A 21238-nucleotide genomic window follows, 5' to 3' on the forward strand; every position below is an offset into this window, starting at 1 on the left:
CATTGAAGAAGTTATTAGCAATATTAAGTAAAGCAGGTTTCGACGGTTTCCTGCTCATGATAGGCTTGATGATCCTGCTGGCCTATTTTTTACCGCAGCCGGGCATGGTCAAAGAACCTGTTTCGCTGGAGCAGATCGCAGGTGTGGGCGTTTCGCTGATCTTTTTGTTTTATGGAATAAGATTGAGTGTAGAGAAACTTAAAGCCGGGCTTGTCAACTGGAAAATGCACATCATCGTCCAGCTGACCACCTTTTTGTTTTTTCCGCTCATCGTTCTGGCGTTCCGCCCGCTGTTCGTTGGTACCGATTTCGAAGTGCTTTGGTTGGGTATATTTTTTCTTGCGGCTTTACCATCCACCGTTTCCTCTTCGGTGGTCATGGTTTCCATCGCTAAAGGCAATATTCCCGCGGCCATTTTCAATGCAAGCATTTCCAGTTTGATCGGCGTAGTGGTGACGCCGCTATGGGTTGGGCTGTTCATCGCTTCTGCAACAGGCGATTTTGATGTCACCGAAATCGTGATCAAGTTGGTTCTTCAAGTGTTGTTACCTGTCATCATTGGCATCAGTCTCAACGCACGTTTTGGCGCCATTGCCGAAAAGTATAAGAAACAATTGAAATATTTCGACCAGGCAATCATCCTTACCATCATTTACACGTCTTTCTGTAAGTCATTCTCCGAACATCTGTTCGCAGGCTTTACCGCGCTTGAACTGGCGGGACTTGCCGCAGGGATGATGGCTTTGTTTTTTGCCGTATTCTTTTGCGTCGGATTACTCAGCCGTTTGTTCGGCTTTTCAGATGACGATCGCATCACAGTATTATTTTGTGGTTCTAAAAAGTCATTGGTACATGGTACCGTTATGTCAAAAGTGCTCTTTCAGCACAGTACGATCACCGGTATTGTATTGCTGCCACTCATGCTTTATCATGCCCTGCAATTGATAGCCGCCAGCATCATCGCTCAGGGTATGGCCCGGCGAAAAGAAGAAAAATAGTCCTATGAAGCTTTTAGAAAAAATACAGGTGGGCAATGTCAGCCTAAAAAACAGAATAGCCATGGCAGCGATGACCAGGGGCCGTGTAGACCCCAATGGTCTGGTGGGTGATATCACGGTAGAATACTATGCACAAAGGGCAAGTGCAGGTTTGCTGTTCAGCGAAGCCATCAGGATCAGTGAAGAGGCTACCGGCAGTCCGCTTACGCCTGGTATTTTTACCGATCAGCAAATAGCAGCCTGGAAGAAGGTAACCACAGCCGTACATGATAAAGGCGGCGTAATAATCGCCCAGCTTTGGCACACTGGCCGTATGGGACATTCTGTAGACCGGAACGGCAAGCTCCCGCTTGCGCCATCACCCTTGCCTATCCTGGGAATGCAGCATTTTACTTCTCAAGGCAGAAAGGATTTCGAGATACCTCAGGAAATGACGATCGCGGAAATCAGGCAGACCATAAAAGACTATGGCCAAGCCGCGAAAAATGCGATAGCAGCAGGTTTTGATGGGGTTGCGCTTCACGCCTGCAATGGCTATTTGCCCAACCAATTCTTAGCTGAAAGTTCCAACCAAAGGACGGATGCTTACGGCGGCAGCATCCCCAACAAAGTCCGCTTCGTACTGGAGGTGATGCAGGAATTGATCCGCGTGGTGGGTGGTGAAAAGGTGGGTATTAAAATAGCTCCTTTCCACTGCTATGGTGAGATGGTACTGGATGACCCTGCTGCTACCTATACCTATCTGATCGAAAAACTGAACAATATGGACTTCGCCTATGTGGAACTCATGAGGTGCAGCCCAAATTTTCCTTCTCCTGAACACTATGCGGTTGAAGACGAAATCGAGCTATTTGGCAGGAAGATTTGCCAGATAGTTATTGCCAATGCAGGGTATGATAAGGTTTCCGCCGAAGCAGAACTTGAAAAAGGTATTGCCAGGCTGATCTCCTTTGGCAGGTTATACATCGCAAACCCCGACCTGCCTGAACGGTTTGTAAAAAATGCTCCTCTTATGGAGCCTGACCGGGCGACCATGTATGGTGGCGGAGAACAAGGATATATTGATTATCCATGTTGGAACGAAGAAAATGCTACACAAATAGTAGATGGTCAATTTAATTAAGTGATGATGAATTTAAAGGAACGTATTCAAGCTTCAGAAACACGGGTGTTCAAGACCGTATTCCCCAATACCACCAACCACTATGATACGCTATTTGGCGGCACCGCCATGGCCATGATGGACGAGGTGGCTTTTATGGCCGCCACACGTTTCAGCCGCCAGGTGATGGTGACAGTAAGCAGCGACCGCATTGATTTTAAAAAGTCAATTCCCGCTGGTACGATCATTGAATTGGTGGGCCGCATTAAACATGTTGGCAATACCAGTATGAAAGTATCGGTTGAAATTTATGTGGAACAGATGTATGCTGAAGGGCGTGATCTGGCAGTACACGGCGAATTTACTTTCGTTGCCATAGATGAACACAAGAAGTCGGTTAAAATAATTCAGTAGGTACTGGCCTATCTTGTGCCGGAAAACCCTCAACACGTCACACCGGATTCACCAGAAAAAAACCTGGGAGTATCGGTGCAAAGATTAGGCTGTTTAAATTAGATTTAGACTTTCATTGGATGAGCAATTTTGCACAAATAGGGCTGGAGCAATGCTTTGAGAAGATGGCAGCGATTTTTCGATAGTCAACCGGGCTAAATGCCAGTTTTGTGGTGCAGATTATAAGAGAAGGGGTCTTTGAACGCATGGAGCCCTATTCCAATGGGCTTGACTTTGAACTTCAATAATGCCGCGCATCACATTTCACGTTTTTTAAGTGTAGAAGCCAAGGGTAAATTTCGGCTTGTGTACTTTTATTATTTTTTTTATATTAGTTTAACGGAAGTACTTCGATTGCTTTGCCAAGCCGTTTCCCATTATCTTCGATAAAAATTAAGCGAGAGAAATGACATCAGAACAATACCCGAAAAATTATTTGTACAAAAGAATTGTTCAGGCAAAGCTATTCATTGATCAAAACTATGCTGATAAAATTGATATCGACAATATCTCCGACGAGGCGTATTTTTCTAAATTTCATTTCATCCGTCTTTTCAAAAAAATATACGGCAAAACACCGCACCAGTATTTAAGCGCAGTGCGCATACAAAACGCGATCCGATTATTACAGGCCAACCATCCGGTTACTGATGTTTGCTATGCCGTAGGTTTTGAAAGTTTAAGTTCTTTCGGAAGCCTTTTTAAGCGTGTGGTAGGCAGTACACCATCAGGTTTTTTGGAAGCGCAGCAGCAAAGAAAAATGCAGGTACAGAACAAACCATTCCGCTTTATTCCGGGTTGTTTTGCCCACCAGTTCGGCTGGCACAAAAAATAGCAATTTTGGAATAACGGCTTACAAATCATTGATTCATCTTTGCTATATTATTAACAATAAAAATAAAAAGCAATGATTAACAAATTAGTTTTCGCAACCGTTTATGTTTTAAACCAGGCAAGCGCTTACTATTTTTATGTAAACAAGTTAGGTTTCAAAGTGCATACCAATGCACCTATCGGAAAAGACAACCGGTGGCTGACCGTTACGCCGCCCGACCAGCCCGAAATTGAAATCTCCCTGCTGTTGGTAACTGAAGGTGAGATGTTCACCAAAGAATCTGTAAAGGCGGTTACAGAGCTGATAAGAAAAGGAACATTCGGGCACGGTGGTTTTGAGTGCAACGACATTTATGCAACTTATGAAGAACTGAAAAGCAAAGGCGTAGAATTTGCACAAGCGCCAAAAGAAGAATTTTACGGCGTGGCTGCAGTGTTTAAAGATGATTCGGGCAACTGGTTTTCGTTGACACAAAAAGCAAAACAATCCTAATTATGAAATCCATATTTGACAGCGAAACAAGAGACGACGTAATTAAGAGAATTGATGCCCTTAATGCAAACAGTAGTCCTCTTTGGGGAAAAATGACAGTGGCGCAAATGATGCTACACTGCTCACTTACCGATGATTATTATTTGGGCAATACAAAAGTTAACAGGTCTTTTTTAGGGAGGATTTTTGGAAAAATTGCCATAAATAAAATATTGAAAGATAATAGCGCTATCCTTTCAAAAAATGCACCTACTTCACCTTTTTTTAAAGTAACGGGAGATATAAAAGATGTAGAAGCCGAAAAGCAAAAATGGAAATCAACAGTAGAAAAATATGCAACATTCCATAACGAAGCGTTCGTGCATTTTTTCTTTGGAAAGATGACCAAAGCCCAGTTAGGACAATTTATTTACAAACATACCGACCATCACCTCAGGCAGTTTGGCAATTAATAATTTTAAATCACTATACAAATGGCAAACAAAATCCCGATAGATAAATACTTTGAAACAATTAAAACAAAAACGGGAAAAACGCCTGCCGACTTTAAACAACTCGCAATTACTAAAGGATATTTTGAAAAAGGAAAATTGAAATCTGCCGTAAAACCAGCTGAAGTAATTGCATGGCTCAAAGCAGATTTTGGCTTAGGTCATGGGCATTCGCTGGCTTTGTATCATTTTTTAAAAGAGGATCTTGAGTAAACCAATGCAATTCGAAGGGAGGCAATTTGGATGGCGCAAGTGGTCATTTTACTTTGGCGAAAGTATCTTCTTGACATGGTAAAGGGGTAGATTGATTTAGAGATGCTTTATCAAGAGATACGTTAGTTTTCCTGGTGTTCTGCACTATGTTCTATGCTTTTTTTCTTAAAAATAGCACCACCAAAATTGTAGGTAAAACTAATGCCCGCTCTTGCTCCTGTGGTTTTCCTTTCGAAATCTAATAAAATTCCATTCCCTTCTCTTAGGAAAGCCCATTTTCGGGTGGCAAAAATGTCTCTTCCGTTAATGGTTAGGGTTGCTTTATTATGCAACAAGTTTATTTTGGCACCGGCATCTACACCAAAGTTTGCTCGGTTATTATCCTGGGCAGTAACATTCGGCGCCTGGTAATCACCACGTATTTGCAATGAAATACTTCTAGCGATCGTAAAATTGTTGGTAATATTAGCATTCCAGCTCAAACCGCTACTTTTCGTAATGCCGTATGCGGGTAAGCCATCCGTTTTGTTCTCATACACGTTTACATTTGCAGTAAAGTTCCATGCCTTTACTAAATTAAAGCGGCTAATTACCTCCAGCCCGCCTGTGTAAGCATGTGGAATATTTTCGGCCGTAGTTGTAATGATGCCGTTAACCGGAGGAAGCTCCACATGCGTTACAAAATCATTTGTAATACGGTAATAAAGACTGGAGGTGAAATTTATTTTGTTCCAGTTTTTTTGATAACCCAGTTCAAAAGCATGAACATCTTCTGGTTGAATATTGGGGTTACCTACATCGTAATTAACCGGATCTGAGATGTCGGGTATAGGGCTGTAGTTACGTGGTGTAGGACGTATAACTCTACGGGTATAACTTAACTGTAACTGTTGGTTGTTTCCCAGTTTTTCCGATAGCGTTACACTGGGGTATAACCTGTTATTGATCACCTGAACAGGCGTATTCAATGGATTGTTGTTTAGATCATAGCCCGCAACATTCCCTTTCAGATTTGCTGCTTCTCCTCTTACACCAATTTGATAACTAAAGCGCTTTACCTCACCCTGGTAACTAATGTACAAGGCATGTATCTGGTTGTTGCTGTGGAAATACGCACTGTAAGGCCAGTACTCGTCGTAGTTTCGCGTGCCTGCGTTAAAGCTGTATGCGGTTTGGTTTCTATTATCCAAACGTACCTGTGTGCGATAGCCGGCACTCAGCGTTCCTGTACCAATTGGTAAGGTATAATCTGCCTGTACGTTATAATAACTGTTGTTATAATCATTAACAGGATGAAAAATAGTCGTATCTAATGTATTCACAGGGTTGTTTATGTTGGCAATGTATGACGTATAATTTTGTAGTTCATTGCCATTTCCGTGCGCATACCCTATACTAAAAACCAGTTCTTCTTTGGGTTTATTGAATGTTTTAACGAAATCGATGTTTGCGTTAAAAGCTGTTCCATTCTTATTCATGAGATTAATACTATTAACACGCTGTAACAAAGCTTTATCTCCATTGTACTGCTGAATGCTTAAAGACTCGTTCCTGTTAAGTTTTGTTGAATTAAAACCACCAGAAAAACTGAGCAGGCTCTTGGGTGTCACGTAATAGTCAATACCAGCTTTGATATTATGTGCATTGGTGATAGTGGTAGATGGAAAAATTTCATTGGCATAAACGATGTTGTCAGCCGGGTTTAAATACAATATATCCTGGTGGCCATTACTCCAGACATTACTGCGATGGAAATCATAATTTGTATACAAATTGACCTTACTGTTTTCAAAACTTAGGCCGACTCCTCCGTTATCATTATTCCGTGTACCTGCAAAGACATTTGCAGTGCCGTTAAATCCTGATTTTTTATTTTTCTTTAGTATAATATTAATGATACCGGCATCACCTGCCGCCTCATATTTCGAAGATGGATTGGTAATCAGCTCGATACTTTCGACCGAACTTGCCGGAAGCGATCGAAGCACTTGCGTAATGTCTCCCCCACCAATAAGGGATGGTTTACCATCGATCAGAATATTCACTTTTGATGATCCTCTCAAACTTATATTACCACTGCCATCTATCGTCACTGTCGGAATATTCTGCAATAAATCTGTTGCCGTTCCGCCTTTGCTTACCAGGCTTTGCTCTACGGCAAATTTCTTGGTGCCAATGCTTATTTTGTCATTGCTTTTTGTCGAAGCAATCACCACTTCCTGTAGCGTATTTTTTTCCGATATTTTCATCTCTATCTTTCCTAAATTTATATTTCCGTTACTGGCAGTAATCGCAATGCTATCCTTAACAAAAGGACGATATCCGAGATAATCTGCTTTTAAAACAAATAACCCTTCGGGCAAATTATTAATCGTAAATATCCCGGCAGTATCTGTCAATGCCTTTTTCACGATGGTATTCGTTTGCCTATCCAACACTGTTATCGTAACCGAAATCATTTTTTCAGATGACATTGCATCTAATAGCGTGCCGCTGATGTTTCCATTATTTTGTGCCGATACATTAGTACAGGCAATTAACAATAGAATTGATAAAATGGACTTAATAGCCATAAAAAGATTGTTCATAGGGTCATTTATTTTCGTGCCTGTCTACCCGTAGCCTTTCCTCTCGTTTGGCAAGGAGACATGCATCATAGTAGATCAATGTTATTCGTTGATACATTAGTAATTAGCGATAAAATCAGCATCAAGAAAAATATTTGCTGCGCAAACACAATACGCTAATTTTATTGGGCTTTAATGCGAATCGGTATAACTACGTTTTCCCATAACAGAGAAAAGCCTGTCGCGGTTATGGAATACATCAAAACTTCCTGCTTATCGGCAACCCTTTCAGGCGCTATCTCCAGACGCAATTGGTCTTTCGACTGGTCATATTTGAATGCTCCCCATTGTTTGGGTACCTTGTTAAAAATGGTAATCCATTTACCTTTTTCTTTAGGGATAAGGAAGAAAGCATACTTTCCAGCCGGCAACAACTTCCCTTCTATTTTTATATTTCTATCTGTCTCAAATGTTGTTGCTTCATTAGCTCCCGCGCGCCAAACCGAATCAAACTTTACAAGGCCTCCCCATATCTCCCTGTTCTTCACGGATGGTTTACTATAAGCGATGATGATATTGGCTTTTCCTATTGTTCCTCTTGCGGTATCCGGCAAGCTAATTCTGGGCTTGTTTTGTTGTGCAAAGCTTCCAGCTGAAGTAAAAAGGATAATGAGGGTGATTGCTATTGATTTTAACTTTTTCATGTTTTTATGTTTTTTATTTTACTCATTTAATAGTACAATGGCACTTTGTTTTTAGTGTGTATACCATAGTTTTAATTGTGCGCATAACTGTTGTTAGAAGTGATGTTGATGTTTTGATCATTATTTACAGTTTATCTATCAACTATAGCCTGGTAGCTTAGCATGCAGCCTGGTATATTTAGCGCATTTTGAAAGGATATGCCCATGCCGGCTTTTGATATGGGCATAACAGATTGCATGGACAAGGTGGTTGTCTTCGCGGGCGGAAAGGCATCGGCGTTACATACAAATCCCGATTGATTTGCTTGTGTTGCACCATTCACGCTTCGCAATGTGCCACAGCTGTCAGAAACCGGTGCACCATCAAAAGATACGTTTATAACATCTTTAAAGCTTGCAGAAATAGTTGCTGTAACAATAAACTTCATTGTATGCTCGTGTACTGCTGTGTTACTCCATTTACCTCTTTTGCTGCAGGATGAGTATGCAATGATGGTAGACGTAAAAAATAATGCAGCGAGCCATTTTTTGCCAATTGTTGTTCTGTTCTTTTGCATTTTGTTTATATTTTTTGTTTATACACCAAAGCTGGGCTTTGTGCCGCGCTCTCAAAAAACATTTCAACTATTGGCCATTTATTCTTAATAAATAAGGATATTTACGCTATAATTGATCATGTCAGCAACGATTGATTTTTTGCGGCCATTTATTGAGCAATCAGGGCAATCGGTTTAAAATCTTATTTTTTTATTGCAAAAGGATGGTAATTTTAAGCATGCAATTATTGAAATCGAAACCCAATACCACATTGCTGCAAATTCTGATTTGGCTGGCTGTTTTGCTGCTTACTTTTTTTTCTATGCTGCCGATGGAGGGTGCCGGGAAGTCCGTAATCTATACGGTGATTAATACCTTTTTTTACGCAGTTATCATATACGTTAATATTCTGCTGCTGTACCCGGTGTTTTACCAAAAAGGCAGGCGGATATGGTATGTCCTGTTTGTTATATTATTTTTAATAATTGCAGGGATGTTACGGGGTTATGCAATTATAAGTGCGTATAATTTTTTCCTTCCGGGAAAAACCAGGTTGATCACGCTTGGGGCATTGCTCAACTACATAACAGCAGGTATACTGGTTTATATACTTAGCCTTGTATTTCGCATTGCGATTGAATATTTCAAATTAAAACAACAAACGGAAGAGATAATGGCACAGAAAAGCCAGGCTGAGTTGAACTTGCTAAAGTCGCAGGTACAACCACATTTTCTGTTCAACACACTCAATAACATTTACTATGAGGCTTACAAAGAAGCGCCTAAAACAGCTTACCTGATTGAGCGCTTGTCGGAAATTATGCGCTACTTCGTAGATGAAACCATTAAGGAGGATGTGGCAATAAACACGGAGATCTTATTTTTGGAAAATTATATTTCGCTGGAGAAAATACGCATCAGGCACGGCGTCAATATTCATTTTACAAAAGTATATGACCCTGACATCCGCATCCCGCCTATGTTGTTGATGACGTTTATTGAGAATATTTTTAAACACGGAATAGACAAATCAAGCAACCAAAACCAAATAGATATTGCGCTGACACAACAAAATGGTTGCCTGTACTTTAAAACAAACAACAAAATATATGAGGTCGATCCCCAAAAAAAACTCAATGGTTTTGGGATAGCTAACCTCAAAAAAAGGCTAACTATGTTGTATGGTACCAACTTCGAACTAGATACAGCTACAAATGATAAAACGTTTATTGCATTTTTAAAGATTCCGGTAGCATGAACCTAAGCTGTATTATTGTAGATGACGAGCCGAATGCCGTTAATCTGCTGGAAATATTGATTCAACAATCAACAAGATGGGAGCTGAAAGCCAAGTGTTATAACGCTTTGGAAGCGCTTGATTTTTTTAAATCCAACAAGGTTGATTTTATCTTCCTGGATATAAATATGCCCCAGCTTTCAGGTTTGGAACTTGCTGGTTTATTGCCTGCACAAACTAAAATTGTGTTTACAACTGCTTATTCCGAACATGCAGCAGAAAGTTATTCTTATGAAACGATTGACTATTTATTGAAACCGATCACCTTAAAACGTTTCTTATTCGCGGTACAAAAAATAGAGTTTTATTTTAAAAAGTATGATGCGGATCCGGCTGCTCCTGCACCTTTTAGTAATGAGTATTTCTTTGTAAAATCGGGCAAGGTTTTGAATAAAATATTGCTGGATGATATTTTTTATTTTGAAGGCGAAAAAGAATATGCACGATTGGTTACTGCACAAACACAGTTGCTCATTTATCGAAGGCTAAAAGATATTGAGGAACAGCTTCCGCAACCCTTTATCAGGGTACATAATTCCTATATCATCAATACGAAACAGCTCATTAAAATTGAAGACAATCATATCTATATTGCTAGTAAACGCATACCGATAAGCGAAAAATTCAGAGAAAATTTCATGAGTATTATCAATAAAAGAAAATTGTAATAAAATAAAGCGCTTAGCAAAGACTCTTTTCTATTGGCTAATCCTTATCACTCCGGCAGAATGCTACGAATAGTAGGTGGGGTTTAATATTTGCAATAAATTTTGGATCTATAAAAATTATTTATAGATTTAATTCATCCCATAATAATATAACTAAATACCATCAGGATTATGGGAAATACCTGCCTAAGCTCTTGCGAGCCATATCAAAAAGACTTCATTTATCGAATAAGATCAGTATCATTGGCTCCGCCTATTTGCGCTAAACGCGTAGTTTCCTCCTCTGTTTGTCAGTTTTATCATCATCTTCTAAGTAGGCAGTTATTCATTTTTATGAAGTTAAATAAGTCATGCTTAAACAAGTTATTTAAAAAATAAGCTAATGACCATAAGAGATATTTGGAAATGAACATTGCCACCTGCTTAATCAATTCATATATAAAATGAAAAAATTTTCAACCCAGCATATCATTAGAGAAAAGATTCAAGTGTCTTTTCCCATGTTTCTTTTAGGAATACTCTGTATCGGTGTTATTTCCTGTAATCAAAATCAACAAAACGGATACGATAAGAAATCCAATCAATATTTAACAGCTCTTCAAAAAGAAATACCAATATGGACAAAATTTATGCCCGATTCGGGAATAATTAAAGGCATAGAAACAACGGCCAAAATCTCAAAACCACTTGTTGGAGGGAGATATTGGACAGGGATTACGAATGTTTCAAATCCAAGAATAACAATTTATCCGCCCAAAGCAAAAAATACTGGTGTGGCAGTGGTTGTTTTTCCGGGGGGAGGTTATCGGGGTCTTGCTATTGACATCGAAGGATCTGAAATATGTGAATGGCTGGCATCAATAGGTATTACCGGGATACTTTTGAAATATCGTGTACCTAAATCAGGGCCTTACTGGGATTCAACCTGTAACTGTCAAAAAGACCCTGTAAAACCTCTTGCTTTACAGGATGCCCAAAGAACATTAGGCTTAGTGCGATTTCATGCTAAAGAATGGAATATTGACCCAAATAAAGTTGGTGTAATTGGATTTTCTGCAGGCGGGCATTTAGTCGCTAACATCAGCACACATTACAAGGAAAGAATATATCCTATAACAGATTCAGCTGATAAGGAAAGTTGTAAACCCAATTTTGCCATTGCACTTTATCCTGGCCACATGCGTGAGCATACCACAAAAGAATATGACTTAAATCCTACCATCCCGATTGATAGTAATACGCCCCCAACCTTCCTGCTGCAAGCAGGCAATGATCCTGTTGATGATATTGAAGAATCATTAGTTTACTATATGGCGTTGAACAAAGCGGGTGTGCCAACAGAATACCATATTTATGCTGACGGAAAGCATGCTTTTGGTGTGAGAAAAACCAATTTACCCATCAATAACTGGATTCAGCTGGTAGAAACATGGCTACATACCATTCATATGATTGCTAAATGATTCTGAACTGAAACGAAAACAGCATTAATAGTTATCTAACCCCCTGGCCATAGTATTAAGCACAATGTCTCTACTTATTTTGCAATAATTTGATGTTTAGATGCATTCGGTGTCAGCACTTGCTTTTTACGCTCAATAAGCCAAATAGTCTACCTGCTCCTTATTTTCAACTTTCTTAAAAGGCATAAAGCGGCAGTCGGGGTTCCATTTGTTACCCACATACTCAAAACCGGCAGTTTGCATCAGCTCGGTTACAATGGCTGTTTGCCAGCTACGGGCAATAAAAGGTTGCGCATGGTAAACAATTTGCTGGTAGGCAGTACTTGTGCTTAGTTCATCATCAGGCGTAAGTGCAACCAAATCATGGTAATGGTGCAATTGCTTTTCAACATCGTATTTTACGGCACTAAACCAATGCGCATACAAACCGTTAAAACCGGTTACCGCATGGTTGGTTATGGCCTTTACCGAATAATCGATCATGAAATTGGAAACCGGCGCTTCCTCTTCGAAGTAAGCCAGCATGGCTAATCCACCCGGCTTAATGTTATTTTGGAGGAAAACACCCAGCCGCATCACTTCCTTTAAGGTAGTGAGCATACACATGGAAGCATTGGCGCTGCCTATAAAAATGAGATCCTGCTGCTGTGTATGCCTGAAATGGATATCGGTACAGTCAGCCTTGAGGTAAGTTAATCCGGGAAAGCGGGAAAAATAACCGGCATTATCTAAACAGCTGTAATGATTACCGGGGAGGCTTTGGGCCACTTCATGACTTTCATATCCGTTTCCCGCCATAATTTCCATAATATGATGCCCGTTTACCAGGCCGTGTTCTTTCATCAAATCAATCAGGTCAGCTGTTTTTGGCTCCGCCTGATTATAAGTGAGGCTGTACACCAAATCGTAATGTGGCTTGGGGATGGCCTGATCGCAAATCCGGTTGATAATTTCAGGCGCGATTTTAACTTCAGCCAACACCAACTGTCTGATGAGTTCGATCATATTGGCTTAACGTTTTCGGGGTGGTCTGCCGCTAAACGTTTGGCAAGCCTGATTTTCTCCTGTGTGAGCCTCATTAAGTCTTGTTCCATCGCTGCGAGATTAAGCCCCAGCGGATTTTTGTCGCCTTTCATAAAATCCTGGGTAATGATGGCATAGGCTTCGTCATTATAGGTTTCCCAGAAATCCCAGGTCATTTTCTTTTCCTGCCCCAGCGTAATGCAGGTCAGGTGTGTTTCATCGTAAGCGAGAATAGCCACAGCATGGCCACCCAGCGACCAGGGTTCGTTATCACCTGTGAGCCCACCAGGTTTAACTGCCCAGATTTCCTGATCTTCGCTGCTTTTAGGCAACTGAAGGCCAACATAAATTCCGCCAAAAAGATAAATGGAAGCTTTTACAATTTCGCGTCGTGCGGTACGGTAGCAAACACCCGGATATGGTGCTGATCGATGCCATTTTTACGCCAGTATTTTAAGGCATCAATCATATACACACCATCATCGTTTTGCTTCGTGATGGGGTCGTATTTGGAGAGTGTGATGTAAGTGTTTAAAATCGCCTCTTCCGAAATTTCAGATTCGGTACTGGCATTGGCAGACCAGCATTTAATCATATGGCCAGCAGCTGCACAGGTGCAATTGTTAAGGCTATCGTTCCCGAATACACCCCATGCACTTTTCTTTACAGTTGTCCAGTCGTACGCATCGGGAATTTGAAGCTGGTGCAAGGCCAGGTAATCGGTTACCTTAAAACTTCTTGGATCTTTAATGGCTTTAGGTTTTCCGCCTTTGCCCTTAACCTGTCCGGTGGTATTTTCCATATCAAATGAATATTATCCTCCGGTTTTACCGCTCTTACCCATTTTTTTCTTTTTGCGTGGCAGGCGTTTTTGTACGGTTGCTGGTTTTTCCTGTTCGGTAGTTTCTGCTTTTTTAGTCATGGTTGTTGTTATAATGGGTTAAGTATGGTTTAGTTGTTGAAGCTACTAAAATAACCAGCAACTTTCGCCAATTACAGCAAATTAGCCGAGCAAATTTTTGAAAATTGTCTCGCAGTCAGAACCCGGAAGAAAAGCTATTAAAAGATCGTTTTTGATTAGACTACTTGTTTATTTTGCTTACTATTGGTAGGTTGCAAAAACAAAATCAAATTAAACGCTTCACAATGCTCACAATAAAAATCTTTTTGGTTCATCCGCTTTCATCAGATAATCAGTATTAAAAGCAATTAAATGAATAAAAACTTATTTATCTTATTCGGGATCTTATTTTCGAACTTTTGTTTTGCACAAAATTTATTTAATACCGAAAAAAGTGACACTACCAATATTTACAGAAATGCGTTAGCCATTTATTGTAATGCTATCCAAAAAAATAATGGAAACAATAAAGTTATTTACGTAGAACCTAATTATTTGCTAACAGACAGTTTACCAAAACAAATAAATAACATTGAAATTCAATATCCCGACTATATCCAATTAAAAAAAATAATAAAAACTCATGGAGGGCATATTACACTGGTTCGTATAATACCCCTAAAAGTAAGCAATAATGACTTCTCTGTTAGTTTAATACCTTTTTATACAACGTATAAGCGAAAAAGATTTGATTTAAGAAATGGCGGAGGACTTACCGTATTTTATAAATTTGATAGCGAACAGAATGGCCTTGTTTATGCAAAGCACAAATTTGGGGGGATATAAATATTGATGCTTATTCTAATTAACCTGATACATGGAAAATAACTATATCTCAAGAGATGGCTCATTTAGTTTCGCACTAGCAGATGGATGGGCAGAATACGATGACGACGATGAGGCTACGCATGCATTCTGGCATGCAACAGAATCGCCATGGACGGGGAATTTAAGAATTACTGCTTTCCAATGGCCTGATACTACAAACCCTGATGTAGATCGGGCAGCCGAATACATTACCAGCGAGATAGAAGAAAACGAGGGGAGTCAAAGCATCAGATTAGGCAATTACAACTGCGCACATTACCAAAAAGAATCGGTGCAAGATGGCGAGGGACATATTACCTATTACTGGATAACGGGAAAGCATAACGATATTTTTATCTGCACCTTCACCATTGATAGCGCCCAGAAGTTTCTGCCTGTTCATGAGACTGAACTTACTGCTGTCCAAAACATGATCGCCAGTATTCAAATAATTTAAAAGGTAACTCAGGAACCTTAACAGGTTAATAGCTACTTCTTTTTTAGTGTTTGGGTTCTGATCCGGCTTAAGGTTTCGGGTGTCATCCCCAAAAATGATGCGATCATGGACTGGGGAATCCGTGTAGCAAAACCCGGATATTTCTGAATAAAATTCAGGTATTTTTCTTCGGCTGTAAAACTCAGAGTGGCATTAATGCGGTTCTGGGAGGCGATAAAGCTACGCTGCAATATAGCATTTACCATTTCATTAAATGCGGGAATTTCTGCCGTAAGCAAATCAAAGTTCGCTTTGGTAAACAACACCAGCTCACTATCTTCTATCGCATCGATATTGTAGCGGGATGGGGCACCAGACAGCAAACTCTCGCGGTCGCCCATCCACCAGGATTCGGTTCCGAATCCAATTACATGCTCATTGCCCTTTTCATCAATAGAATAGGTACGGAGGCATCCTTTCGCAATAAAGGCATTGTATTTCCACACATCACCTTCCTGTAACAGATACTGCTTTTTCCGCAGCTTTTTAATTACGGCCACCGAACGGATGCGGTCTGATTCTGAAGGACTAAGTGTGGCTTGCTGCTCAATATAATGCTGAAAAACTTCGTACATACTGGCGTTAAAGTTAATACAAAATCCCTTTTTAACACTAAACAATTCGAATAAGCAGCCATCCGCTTGATCTACATCAATTTCTTTCTTATTACAAATCAATGTGCAGCTTTTCGCCATCGGCCATCTTTGTAGTGTTCAAAGCAATCAATCACAAATTAAAAAATAAGAAAATGTCAAAAACAATTTTTATCACAGGAACAAGTACAGGATTCGGCAAACTTACTGCCATCACTTTAGCCAACGCAGGGCACTCAGTTATTGCCGGAATGCGTAATGTAACCGGTGCAAATGCAGCTGCGGCAGCAGCACTTTCGGCCATAGCCAATATAGAAATAGTAGATATTGATATTACAAGCGACAACTCGGTAACGGCAGCCATTAATTATGTACTGAACAAGTACGGTAAAATTGATGTATTGGTCAATAATGCAGCCGTAAGCGGTTTCGGGTTACTGGAAGGTTATTCATTAGATCAAATCCGCAAAATGTTCGAAGTGAATGTTTACGGTGTATTGCGCACCTATCAGGCGGTATTACCTGCCATGAGAAAAGAAAAGTCAGGGCTGATTATTAACATCACCACTGGCGCAAGCGGACACACCCTGCCTTTTATGATTCCGTATATCTCTTCAAAACTGGTGGTAGAGAGTATTACCGAAGGACTTCAGGATGAACTTGCAGCCTATAACATCGAAAATGTAAGCATACAACCGGGGGTGTACCCAACCGAGATGAACAATGGCAGTAAAGCAGGTGTACATGCAGATAAGGCGAATGTTATTGCCGAATACGGCGAAGAAGCTACCGATAAGTTTAACGCCCTGGGCACAGCGCTGTTTGGCAAAATGCAACAATTCGATATGAATCCGCAAACTATTGCCGATGGTGTACTCGAGCTGGTTAACATGAAAAAAGGCGAACGTCCTTTGCGATTCCCGCTCGATGCGATTGCACAGGGAACAGATCAGGAATTTATTGATGCCCGTGCTGCTATTAAAGCCAAATGGTTAGCCGCTTATACCAATTAATACACTTAATCTTTTTAATAGATCATGAAACATTATAAAAAACTAGCTATTTCAACTGTACTTTCGGCTTCGATAGCTTTCTTCAATAGCTTACCTGCCGCAGCGCAAAGCCCTAAACTTTTGGGGATAGATCATATCGGTATCAATGTGCCGGATCTTGCGCAGGCACAACGGTTCTTTGCCGATGTACTGGGTTTTAAAACTGTTACCCAAATTGGCCCTATCGCCTTAGATGCGCAATGGAAAAAGGCAAACAACATTAACCCGGCAACCGGACCGGTAACGATAAAAATGGTTTCGGGTGAAAATGGTGCGAACATTGAGCTTTTTACCTACAGTCCGAATAAAGGCGACCTGCAACAGCCGGGTGGCGATGATGCCGGCGCTACGCACATTGCCTTTTACACACCTGATATCGGCCAATCTGTAGCTTATCTCAAAACCAGGGGCGTTCAGTTTTTAGGAGAAGTATTTACTACCCCTGCCGGAGATACCGCTGGTGAAAGCTGGATATACTTTCTTACGCCATGGCAATCTAAAATGGAGCTGGTATCTTATCCCAATGGAAAAGGATACGAAAAAAACAACCCTCAAACAAAGTTATGGTCGCCTAAAGATCAGCTTATCAATACTACTAAAACAAACCACAACATGGAAAATAACAGCATTTTATCGGTTATCGAAAAACACCTTCAAATCTGGAACGAAAAAGATCTTAACACCAGAAACAAAATCATAACAGCGGCTTATGCCAGCAATATTGAAATGGTAGACAGGCATTTTATCGCCACCGGAGCAGCTGAGATTAACAATTTCGTAAATGGTTTACAACAGAAAAACCCAAATGCCAGATTTACCAGTCGCAAGCCTGCAGATACACACCATGATGTTGCCCGTTTATTCTGGCAGTTTGGCGAAGCCGGAAAAGCACCTCTTACAACTGGTATGGATTTGTTTATAATTGAAAACGGCAAAGTGCAAAAGCTTTATGTGTTTGTAGATGACCAGCCTGAGCTAAACCCATAAAAGCAAAACCCATTGCATAAAAAACATCCTATCTTGCGGTAGGGTGGTTTTTACGTTATAAAGCTTTTGCTTAAAAAGCATTAGGCCTAACCTAAATCTTAGCCCACGCGAAACTCACCCGGCGTACACTGATACTTCTCCCGAAAGCTTTTGGTAAAATTAGCCAGATCGTTAAAACCGCAATTAAAGGCAATGTCTTTAATCCTTTCGGTTGAAATAACCAGCAGTTCGGCAGCTTTTTCGAGCCTTTTGGTTTTGATGTAATTGGCAGGCGTATCGTTATAATGCCGGGCAAACTCGCGTTTAAAAGAAGAAACACTCAAATTATTCAACCGGGCCAGGGCATCGATACTGAGTTGGGTAAACAGGTTAGCCTCTATAATTTGTTTAAAGGTGTAAGTAGTGGGCGAAAAGAGCTGCGTAAATATGGTTTGTACGGCTCTGGCATTTGGGGTTTGGGCCAGGAGCAGGATAATTTCTTTGAGCTTTAAAACCAGTATATCATCGTTAACCAATGCCGGATGCTGAAAGTAAAACAACAGCCCCTCAATGTACTTTTCGATTAAGAAATTGTTGTTTAAAACCTCTACGCTCTTGTTGGAAACCATGCGTTCGGAAGCTTGTAAAATAAACGGCATCTCGCGATCGTAAACCCGCTTTAAAATATCGGGGTGAAAATTAACGATCATTATTTCGTTAACACTACCGGCATTGAGGTTACTGATGGTTTTGCTGGCCTGGATACAATTTAAAAACAAAGCATGTTTATGCGGTATGTTTACGCGGGCTTCATCACGGTGGTACTGCATTTCGCCCTGTAACATGTACAAAAAGCAGGCGTTATCGGTAATGGGAAAATCGAAGGTAAAGGGTGCCTTAATCCTGATGTTTTGCACCATGGATTTGCCAAACAGATCATATTTTTTATGGTCGATAATCATATTCAAAAACCTTCGGCTATAAAAATAGCAAAACTAATGCAGGGTTTGGTTTTTTCAGCAACCATACATTAGCCTGTTAATTATTGTTCTTAATTCAATTTTGCCATCCTGCGCTGTTTAATATACTGGTAAACCGCACCGGCAATAAATGCGATAAAAAGTACGAGCAATGTTTTGGCAATCAGCGGATCGGATGGGCCTTTGGCCAGCGGATGCCCAAGCGGTACGCGGGTAAAAGTTTCGTTTATGGTGGGCACGAGTGACAGAAAGAAGCTGAATGATAGTAAAAAATTCTCAACATAGCGGGCCTTTATGCTGGCACTGCGCTTTACCGAAAGCCAGAAAGCCACTACAACCAAAATAAAAATGAATACCGAAAAAACATGCCCGGCATTAAAGCCTCCGTGTTTGGATATACCCAGTGCAGTTAAAGCCGTAACAGCAGTGGTATAAAAGTAAATTTTACCGCTGAGCTGCGTTAAATTAATCTTGCCAAAGCGTACAAACGAAACGATTGCCGCTACAATGGCAGCGATACCAATAATGGTATGAAAAATTCCTAAACCTGTTAGTGCCATAGTCTTTTTTGTTAAGTGATTTGTTGCTTACAAAATTGGCTATCGTCAGGCAAAGGCACTTGGCTTATTCGTTCAATTGATTGGTAATCTGGTTCAAACAATTTGCGCAGTATGCTATAAATAAAAAATCGTGGCTCCCACCTTAACAGGAACCACGATTAATTGTATGTAATCTGATGCTTTCAGATTCCCGCCTGCGCGGGAATGACGATCCGGTAAATATCAGTGCCGGTAAGCTTTTACCAGTTCGGGTTTTGCTTCAGATTTTTATTCAATAAAATATCTTCGTTTGGTATCGGGAACAGGTATGCTTTGCTTTCGTCGAATTTACGACCTGCCGGAATGGTTTTAAAGTATGGCAGAATATAACCTTCGGTACTTAAATATATATCCTTATTCACCACTACGGTTGGGAACTGCGATTGTACAAACTTAATTCCTTCTACAGGCACATCGATAAACCTACCGGTTTTCCAGCGCATTAAATCATCCCAGCGAGTATTTTCGAAAGCCATTTCTACACGGCGCTCCCTTCTAATCTCGCGTAACAAAGGTGCGATGGTTTTACCCGCATAAGTGAGGTAAATGGCATCCAGTCTTGGGTCGGCCGGCTCACTACCGATTGTTAAGCGTGGCATACCCACGCGGTCGCGCAATTTGTTGATGGTTTGATCAATTACCGCCTGTGTAGCCTCGCCCAGTTCGTATTTGGCTTCGGCGTAGTTAAGCAAAATTTCGGCATAACGGAATATAGGTGCAGCTTGTTGACCATTGGTTACACGATCCCAATCGGTTGGGCTGTTGTAAAACCATTTGCCCAGGCGGTAACCTGTAGGGCATTTGTTACCACTCAAACCTGGCAGGTTAGGCAAAGGTGCATTGTTAGCCCCTTGGATTGAAGTATTGGCTAAAGCATAGGTACCAAAATTACAGATGGTTTGGGTTAAACGCGGGTCGCGGTTTTGCAACTCAGCCTGAATAGAACCCTTACCCTGAAATACCGGACTGGTAGAAATGGTTTGCCCATCGCTACACAGATACTCATCAACCAAACTCCGTGTTGCACCAAACTGGTGCCTCAAATTCTGCGCAAAGTAACGACTAAAAGCGGCACCATAGGTTAAAGCTGCAGAATATTCGCGCCACATAATTACTTCGGTATTGCCACGGTAACTTTCTGTAGCAAACAAGCTGTTGTAAACCGTGTTTTTATCGCCCTGCACTAATGCATATTTTGGCAATAAGGCTTCTGATGCATCAGTAGAATATTTTAAGAATTTAACCGGATCTAAACCCAGTTCAGTATGGTATTTACGGAAAGTACCTTCAAATAGACCAATTCTCGATTTAAGAAACTGCGCCATATCTTTATTGATGCGGTTAGTTTCTTCGCTTCCTTTTGCAGGCAGGTAAGCAATGGCTTTATCGAGGATGTTAATGATCGAATCCATTACCTGTGCTCTTGGCGTTCTTGGTGCGTAAAGCTCAGGAGAGTTTATGTTCAATGCGTGGCTTAACCAGGGCACATCGCCAAAAAGTTTAACCTTGGTGAAATAATCCATGGCTTTGAAAAAATAAACTTCGCCCAGGTATTTATTGGCTACATCAGCTGATAGCTCTGCCCTTTTATAATTATCCAGAAAAAAGTTGAGCTGTTTAATGCCTGTAAAATCCCATCCGTTTGATCCAGCCTGAGCAGACAGATAAGCATTGTACTCGTTGGTACCTACTTTCGAATAGGTTAAAGGTGCAGCATTATCAGTAATTACATCACCATACACCAGGGTATTCACATTTACGCCCCATGGCTGCACGGTACCATCGGCAAAGTCGGTACCAAAACCTACTATATAGCGCGGATACATACTGTTGGCAAACAACTTCAGGTCGTTCTCGTTTTTCCAGTAATTCTGGTCAACAATATTATCGAGTGGGTACCTGTCTAAAAAATCTTTCTTACAGGCAAATAAGCTTGCTGCGCATAAAAGGCCTGCCAGGTATATTTTTATTGTATTTTTCATTTCCTTCAATTTTAAAAAT

General features: G+C 40.7%; 24 protein-coding genes. 14 read left to right on the forward strand and 10 right to left on the reverse strand.

The genetic code is table 11. The features are described from left to right. The first annotated feature begins 2 nt into the window (after nt 1–2). The 7 genes from OC25_RS08770 (at nt 3) to OC25_RS08800 (ending at nt 4584) form a co-directional block, all read left to right on the forward strand. The gene (locus tag OC25_RS08770; protein WP_039474480.1) at nt 3–998 is read left to right on the forward strand and encodes a bile acid:sodium symporter family protein; all 996 of its coding nucleotides are present in this window, start codon (nt 3–5) and stop codon (nt 996–998) included. A gap of 4 nt (nt 999–1002) precedes the next feature. Then, nucleotides 1003–2121, forward strand: a complete 1119-nt coding sequence (locus tag OC25_RS08775) for an alkene reductase (RefSeq protein ID WP_039474484.1) — start codon at nt 1003–1005, stop codon at nt 2119–2121. A gap of 6 nt (nt 2122–2127) precedes the next feature. Beyond that, nucleotides 2128–2514 carry an acyl-CoA thioesterase gene (locus tag OC25_RS08780; protein ID WP_039474487.1) on the forward strand — a complete coding sequence of 129 codons (387 nt, stop codon included), beginning with the start codon at nt 2128–2130 and terminating at the stop codon, nt 2512–2514. Between the two features lie 445 nt (nt 2515–2959). Next, nucleotides 2960–3388, forward strand: coding sequence for a helix-turn-helix domain-containing protein (locus tag OC25_RS08785; protein WP_039474490.1), 429 nt, complete (start codon nt 2960–2962; stop codon nt 3386–3388). Nucleotides 3389–3460: 72 nt separating this feature from the next. Further along, entirely contained in the window at nt 3461–3880 is a 420-nt protein-coding gene (locus OC25_RS08790) for a VOC family protein (protein WP_039474492.1), read from the forward strand. Nucleotides 3881–3882: 2 nt separating this feature from the next. After that, the gene (locus OC25_RS08795) at nt 3883–4332 is read left to right on the forward strand and encodes a DUF1569 domain-containing protein (RefSeq protein WP_039474494.1); all 450 of its coding nucleotides are present in this window, start codon (nt 3883–3885) and stop codon (nt 4330–4332) included. Between the two features lie 21 nt (nt 4333–4353). Further along, the gene (locus OC25_RS08800) at nt 4354–4584 is read left to right on the forward strand and encodes a DUF4287 domain-containing protein (protein WP_039474496.1); all 231 of its coding nucleotides are present in this window, start codon (nt 4354–4356) and stop codon (nt 4582–4584) included. A 122-nt stretch (nt 4585–4706) separates the two neighbouring features. Here the strand turns inward: OC25_RS08800 and OC25_RS08805 are convergent, their stop codons facing one another. The 3 genes from OC25_RS08805 to OC25_RS08815 all read right to left on the reverse strand — a co-directional run bounded on the left by OC25_RS08805 (nt 4707) and on the right by OC25_RS08815 (nt 8412). Beyond that, nucleotides 4707–7172 carry a TonB-dependent receptor gene (locus OC25_RS08805; RefSeq protein ID WP_082018560.1) on the reverse strand — a complete coding sequence of 822 codons (2466 nt, stop codon included), beginning with the start codon at nt 7170–7172 and terminating at the stop codon, nt 4707–4709. A 161-nt stretch (nt 7173–7333) separates the two neighbouring features. Beyond that, nucleotides 7334–7855: a DUF2911 domain-containing protein gene (locus OC25_RS08810; RefSeq protein ID WP_039474498.1), complete on the reverse strand. Its 522-nt coding sequence runs from the start codon at nt 7853–7855 to the stop codon at nt 7334–7336. 131 nt (nt 7856–7986) lie between these two features. After that, a complete protein-coding gene (locus OC25_RS08815) occupies nt 7987–8412 on the reverse strand; it encodes a hypothetical protein (protein ID WP_039474502.1) in 426 nt (141 codons plus the stop codon). Between the two features lie 344 nt (nt 8413–8756). On the opposite strand from OC25_RS08815, the gene OC25_RS08820 reads away from it, so the two are divergent. From OC25_RS08820 to OC25_RS08830, 3 genes are all read left to right on the forward strand, one after another. Further along, nucleotides 8757–9650: a sensor histidine kinase gene (locus tag OC25_RS08820; RefSeq protein WP_167335379.1), complete on the forward strand. Its 894-nt coding sequence runs from the start codon at nt 8757–8759 to the stop codon at nt 9648–9650. Beyond that, nucleotides 9647–10357 carry a LytR/AlgR family response regulator transcription factor gene (locus tag OC25_RS08825; RefSeq protein ID WP_039474508.1) on the forward strand — a complete coding sequence of 237 codons (711 nt, stop codon included), beginning with the start codon at nt 9647–9649 and terminating at the stop codon, nt 10355–10357. Before OC25_RS08820 ends, OC25_RS08825 begins: the two co-directional genes overlap by 4 nt. Nucleotides 10358–10800: 443 nt before the next feature. Next, nucleotides 10801–11820, forward strand: a complete 1020-nt coding sequence (locus tag OC25_RS08830; protein ID WP_209435583.1) for an alpha/beta hydrolase — start codon at nt 10801–10803, stop codon at nt 11818–11820. Nucleotides 11821–11952: 132 nt separating this feature from the next. On the opposite strand, the gene OC25_RS08835 is transcribed toward OC25_RS08830, so the two are convergent. Genes OC25_RS08835 through OC25_RS08845 form a run of 3 tightly spaced genes read right to left on the reverse strand, consistent with a single transcriptional unit; the run spans nt 11953 to nt 13645 of the window. Next, nucleotides 11953–12825, reverse strand: coding sequence for a hypothetical protein (locus tag OC25_RS08835; protein ID WP_039474511.1), 873 nt, complete (start codon nt 12823–12825; stop codon nt 11953–11955). Beyond that, nucleotides 12822–13175, reverse strand: a complete 354-nt coding sequence (locus tag OC25_RS08840; protein WP_039474514.1) for a hypothetical protein — start codon at nt 13173–13175, stop codon at nt 12822–12824. The genes OC25_RS08835 and OC25_RS08840 overlap by 4 nt, the downstream gene beginning before the upstream one ends. A gap of 44 nt (nt 13176–13219) precedes the next feature. Next, nucleotides 13220–13645, reverse strand: coding sequence for a hypothetical protein (locus OC25_RS08845; RefSeq protein ID WP_039474517.1), 426 nt, complete (start codon nt 13643–13645; stop codon nt 13220–13222). 411 nt (nt 13646–14056) lie between these two features. On the opposite strand from OC25_RS08845, the gene OC25_RS08850 reads away from it, so the two are divergent. Further along, nucleotides 14057–14530: a hypothetical protein gene (locus OC25_RS08850; protein WP_039474520.1), complete on the forward strand. Its 474-nt coding sequence runs from the start codon at nt 14057–14059 to the stop codon at nt 14528–14530. A gap of 31 nt (nt 14531–14561) precedes the next feature. Continuing rightward, nucleotides 14562–15008, forward strand: coding sequence for a DUF3805 domain-containing protein (locus tag OC25_RS08855; RefSeq protein WP_039474522.1), 447 nt, complete (start codon nt 14562–14564; stop codon nt 15006–15008). Nucleotides 15009–15040: 32 nt separating this feature from the next. On the opposite strand, the gene OC25_RS08860 is transcribed toward OC25_RS08855, so the two are convergent. Further along, nucleotides 15041–15742: a Crp/Fnr family transcriptional regulator gene (locus OC25_RS08860; protein WP_209435584.1), complete on the reverse strand. Its 702-nt coding sequence runs from the start codon at nt 15740–15742 to the stop codon at nt 15041–15043. A 53-nt stretch (nt 15743–15795) separates the two neighbouring features. Here OC25_RS08860 and OC25_RS08865 point away from each other — a divergent pair, with 53 nt between their 5' ends. After that, nucleotides 15796–16653 (forward strand): SDR family NAD(P)-dependent oxidoreductase, encoded by an 858-nt coding sequence (locus OC25_RS08865; RefSeq protein WP_039474623.1) that lies wholly within the window; start codon nt 15796–15798, stop codon nt 16651–16653. 24 nt (nt 16654–16677) lie between these two features. Beyond that, the gene (locus OC25_RS08870) at nt 16678–17679 is read left to right on the forward strand and encodes a VOC family protein (RefSeq protein ID WP_039474526.1); all 1002 of its coding nucleotides are present in this window, start codon (nt 16678–16680) and stop codon (nt 17677–17679) included. Between the two features lie 98 nt (nt 17680–17777). Here the strand turns inward: OC25_RS08870 and OC25_RS08875 are convergent, their stop codons facing one another. From OC25_RS08875 to OC25_RS08885, 3 genes are all read right to left on the reverse strand, one after another. Further along, the gene (locus OC25_RS08875; RefSeq protein ID WP_039474529.1) at nt 17778–18620 is read right to left on the reverse strand and encodes a helix-turn-helix domain-containing protein; all 843 of its coding nucleotides are present in this window, start codon (nt 18618–18620) and stop codon (nt 17778–17780) included. Nucleotides 18621–18709: 89 nt separating this feature from the next. After that, entirely contained in the window at nt 18710–19198 is a 489-nt protein-coding gene (locus tag OC25_RS08880; RefSeq protein WP_039474532.1) for a hypothetical protein, read from the reverse strand. Nucleotides 19199–19437: 239 nt separating this feature from the next. Further along, the gene (locus OC25_RS08885) at nt 19438–21219 is read right to left on the reverse strand and encodes a RagB/SusD family nutrient uptake outer membrane protein (RefSeq protein ID WP_039474535.1); all 1782 of its coding nucleotides are present in this window, start codon (nt 21217–21219) and stop codon (nt 19438–19440) included. Nucleotides 21220–21238: the final 19 nt, after the last annotated feature.

The organism is Pedobacter kyungheensis (assembly GCF_000812965.1).
Classification (GTDB): domain Bacteria; phylum Bacteroidota; class Bacteroidia; order Sphingobacteriales; family Sphingobacteriaceae; genus Pedobacter; species Pedobacter kyungheensis.

Excerpts from the sequence above, each read along its gene's own strand:
- OC25_RS08775 (WP_039474484.1), top strand. The coding sequence starts at position 1,003 with ATGAAGCTTTTAGAAAAAATACAGGTGGGCAATGTCAGCCTAAAAAAC.
- OC25_RS08780 (WP_039474487.1), top strand. The coding sequence starts at position 2,128 with ATGAATTTAAAGGAACGTATTCAAGCTTCAGAAACACGGGTGTTCAAG.
- OC25_RS08785 (WP_039474490.1), top strand. The coding sequence starts at position 2,960 with ATGACATCAGAACAATACCCGAAAAATTATTTGTACAAAAGAATTGTT.
- OC25_RS08790 (WP_039474492.1), top strand. The coding sequence starts at position 3,461 with ATGATTAACAAATTAGTTTTCGCAACCGTTTATGTTTTAAACCAGGCA.
- OC25_RS08795 (WP_039474494.1), top strand. The coding sequence starts at position 3,883 with ATGAAATCCATATTTGACAGCGAAACAAGAGACGACGTAATTAAGAGA.
- OC25_RS08800 (WP_039474496.1), top strand. The coding sequence starts at position 4,354 with ATGGCAAACAAAATCCCGATAGATAAATACTTTGAAACAATTAAAACA.
- OC25_RS08805 (WP_082018560.1), bottom strand. The coding sequence starts at position 7,172 with ATGAACAATCTTTTTATGGCTATTAAGTCCATTTTATCAATTCTATTG.
- OC25_RS08810 (WP_039474498.1), bottom strand. The coding sequence starts at position 7,855 with ATGAAAAAGTTAAAATCAATAGCAATCACCCTCATTATCCTTTTTACT.
- OC25_RS08815 (WP_039474502.1), bottom strand. The coding sequence starts at position 8,412 with ATGCAAAAGAACAGAACAACAATTGGCAAAAAATGGCTCGCTGCATTA.
- OC25_RS08825 (WP_039474508.1), top strand. The coding sequence starts at position 9,647 with ATGAACCTAAGCTGTATTATTGTAGATGACGAGCCGAATGCCGTTAAT.
- OC25_RS08830 (WP_209435583.1), top strand. The coding sequence starts at position 10,801 with ATGAAAAAATTTTCAACCCAGCATATCATTAGAGAAAAGATTCAAGTG.
- OC25_RS08835 (WP_039474511.1), bottom strand. The coding sequence starts at position 12,825 with ATGATCGAACTCATCAGACAGTTGGTGTTGGCTGAAGTTAAAATCGCG.
- OC25_RS08845 (WP_039474517.1), bottom strand. The coding sequence starts at position 13,645 with ATGGAAAATACCACCGGACAGGTTAAGGGCAAAGGCGGAAAACCTAAA.
- OC25_RS08850 (WP_039474520.1), top strand. The coding sequence starts at position 14,057 with ATGAATAAAAACTTATTTATCTTATTCGGGATCTTATTTTCGAACTTT.
- OC25_RS08855 (WP_039474522.1), top strand. The coding sequence starts at position 14,562 with ATGGAAAATAACTATATCTCAAGAGATGGCTCATTTAGTTTCGCACTA.
- OC25_RS08860 (WP_209435584.1), bottom strand. The coding sequence starts at position 15,742 with ATGGCGAAAAGCTGCACATTGATTTGTAATAAGAAAGAAATTGATGTA.
- OC25_RS08865 (WP_039474623.1), top strand. The coding sequence starts at position 15,796 with ATGTCAAAAACAATTTTTATCACAGGAACAAGTACAGGATTCGGCAAA.
- OC25_RS08870 (WP_039474526.1), top strand. The coding sequence starts at position 16,678 with ATGAAACATTATAAAAAACTAGCTATTTCAACTGTACTTTCGGCTTCG.
- OC25_RS08875 (WP_039474529.1), bottom strand. The coding sequence starts at position 18,620 with ATGATTATCGACCATAAAAAATATGATCTGTTTGGCAAATCCATGGTG.
- OC25_RS08880 (WP_039474532.1), bottom strand. The coding sequence starts at position 19,198 with ATGGCACTAACAGGTTTAGGAATTTTTCATACCATTATTGGTATCGCT.
- OC25_RS08885 (WP_039474535.1), bottom strand. The coding sequence starts at position 21,219 with ATGAAAAATACAATAAAAATATACCTGGCAGGCCTTTTATGCGCAGCA.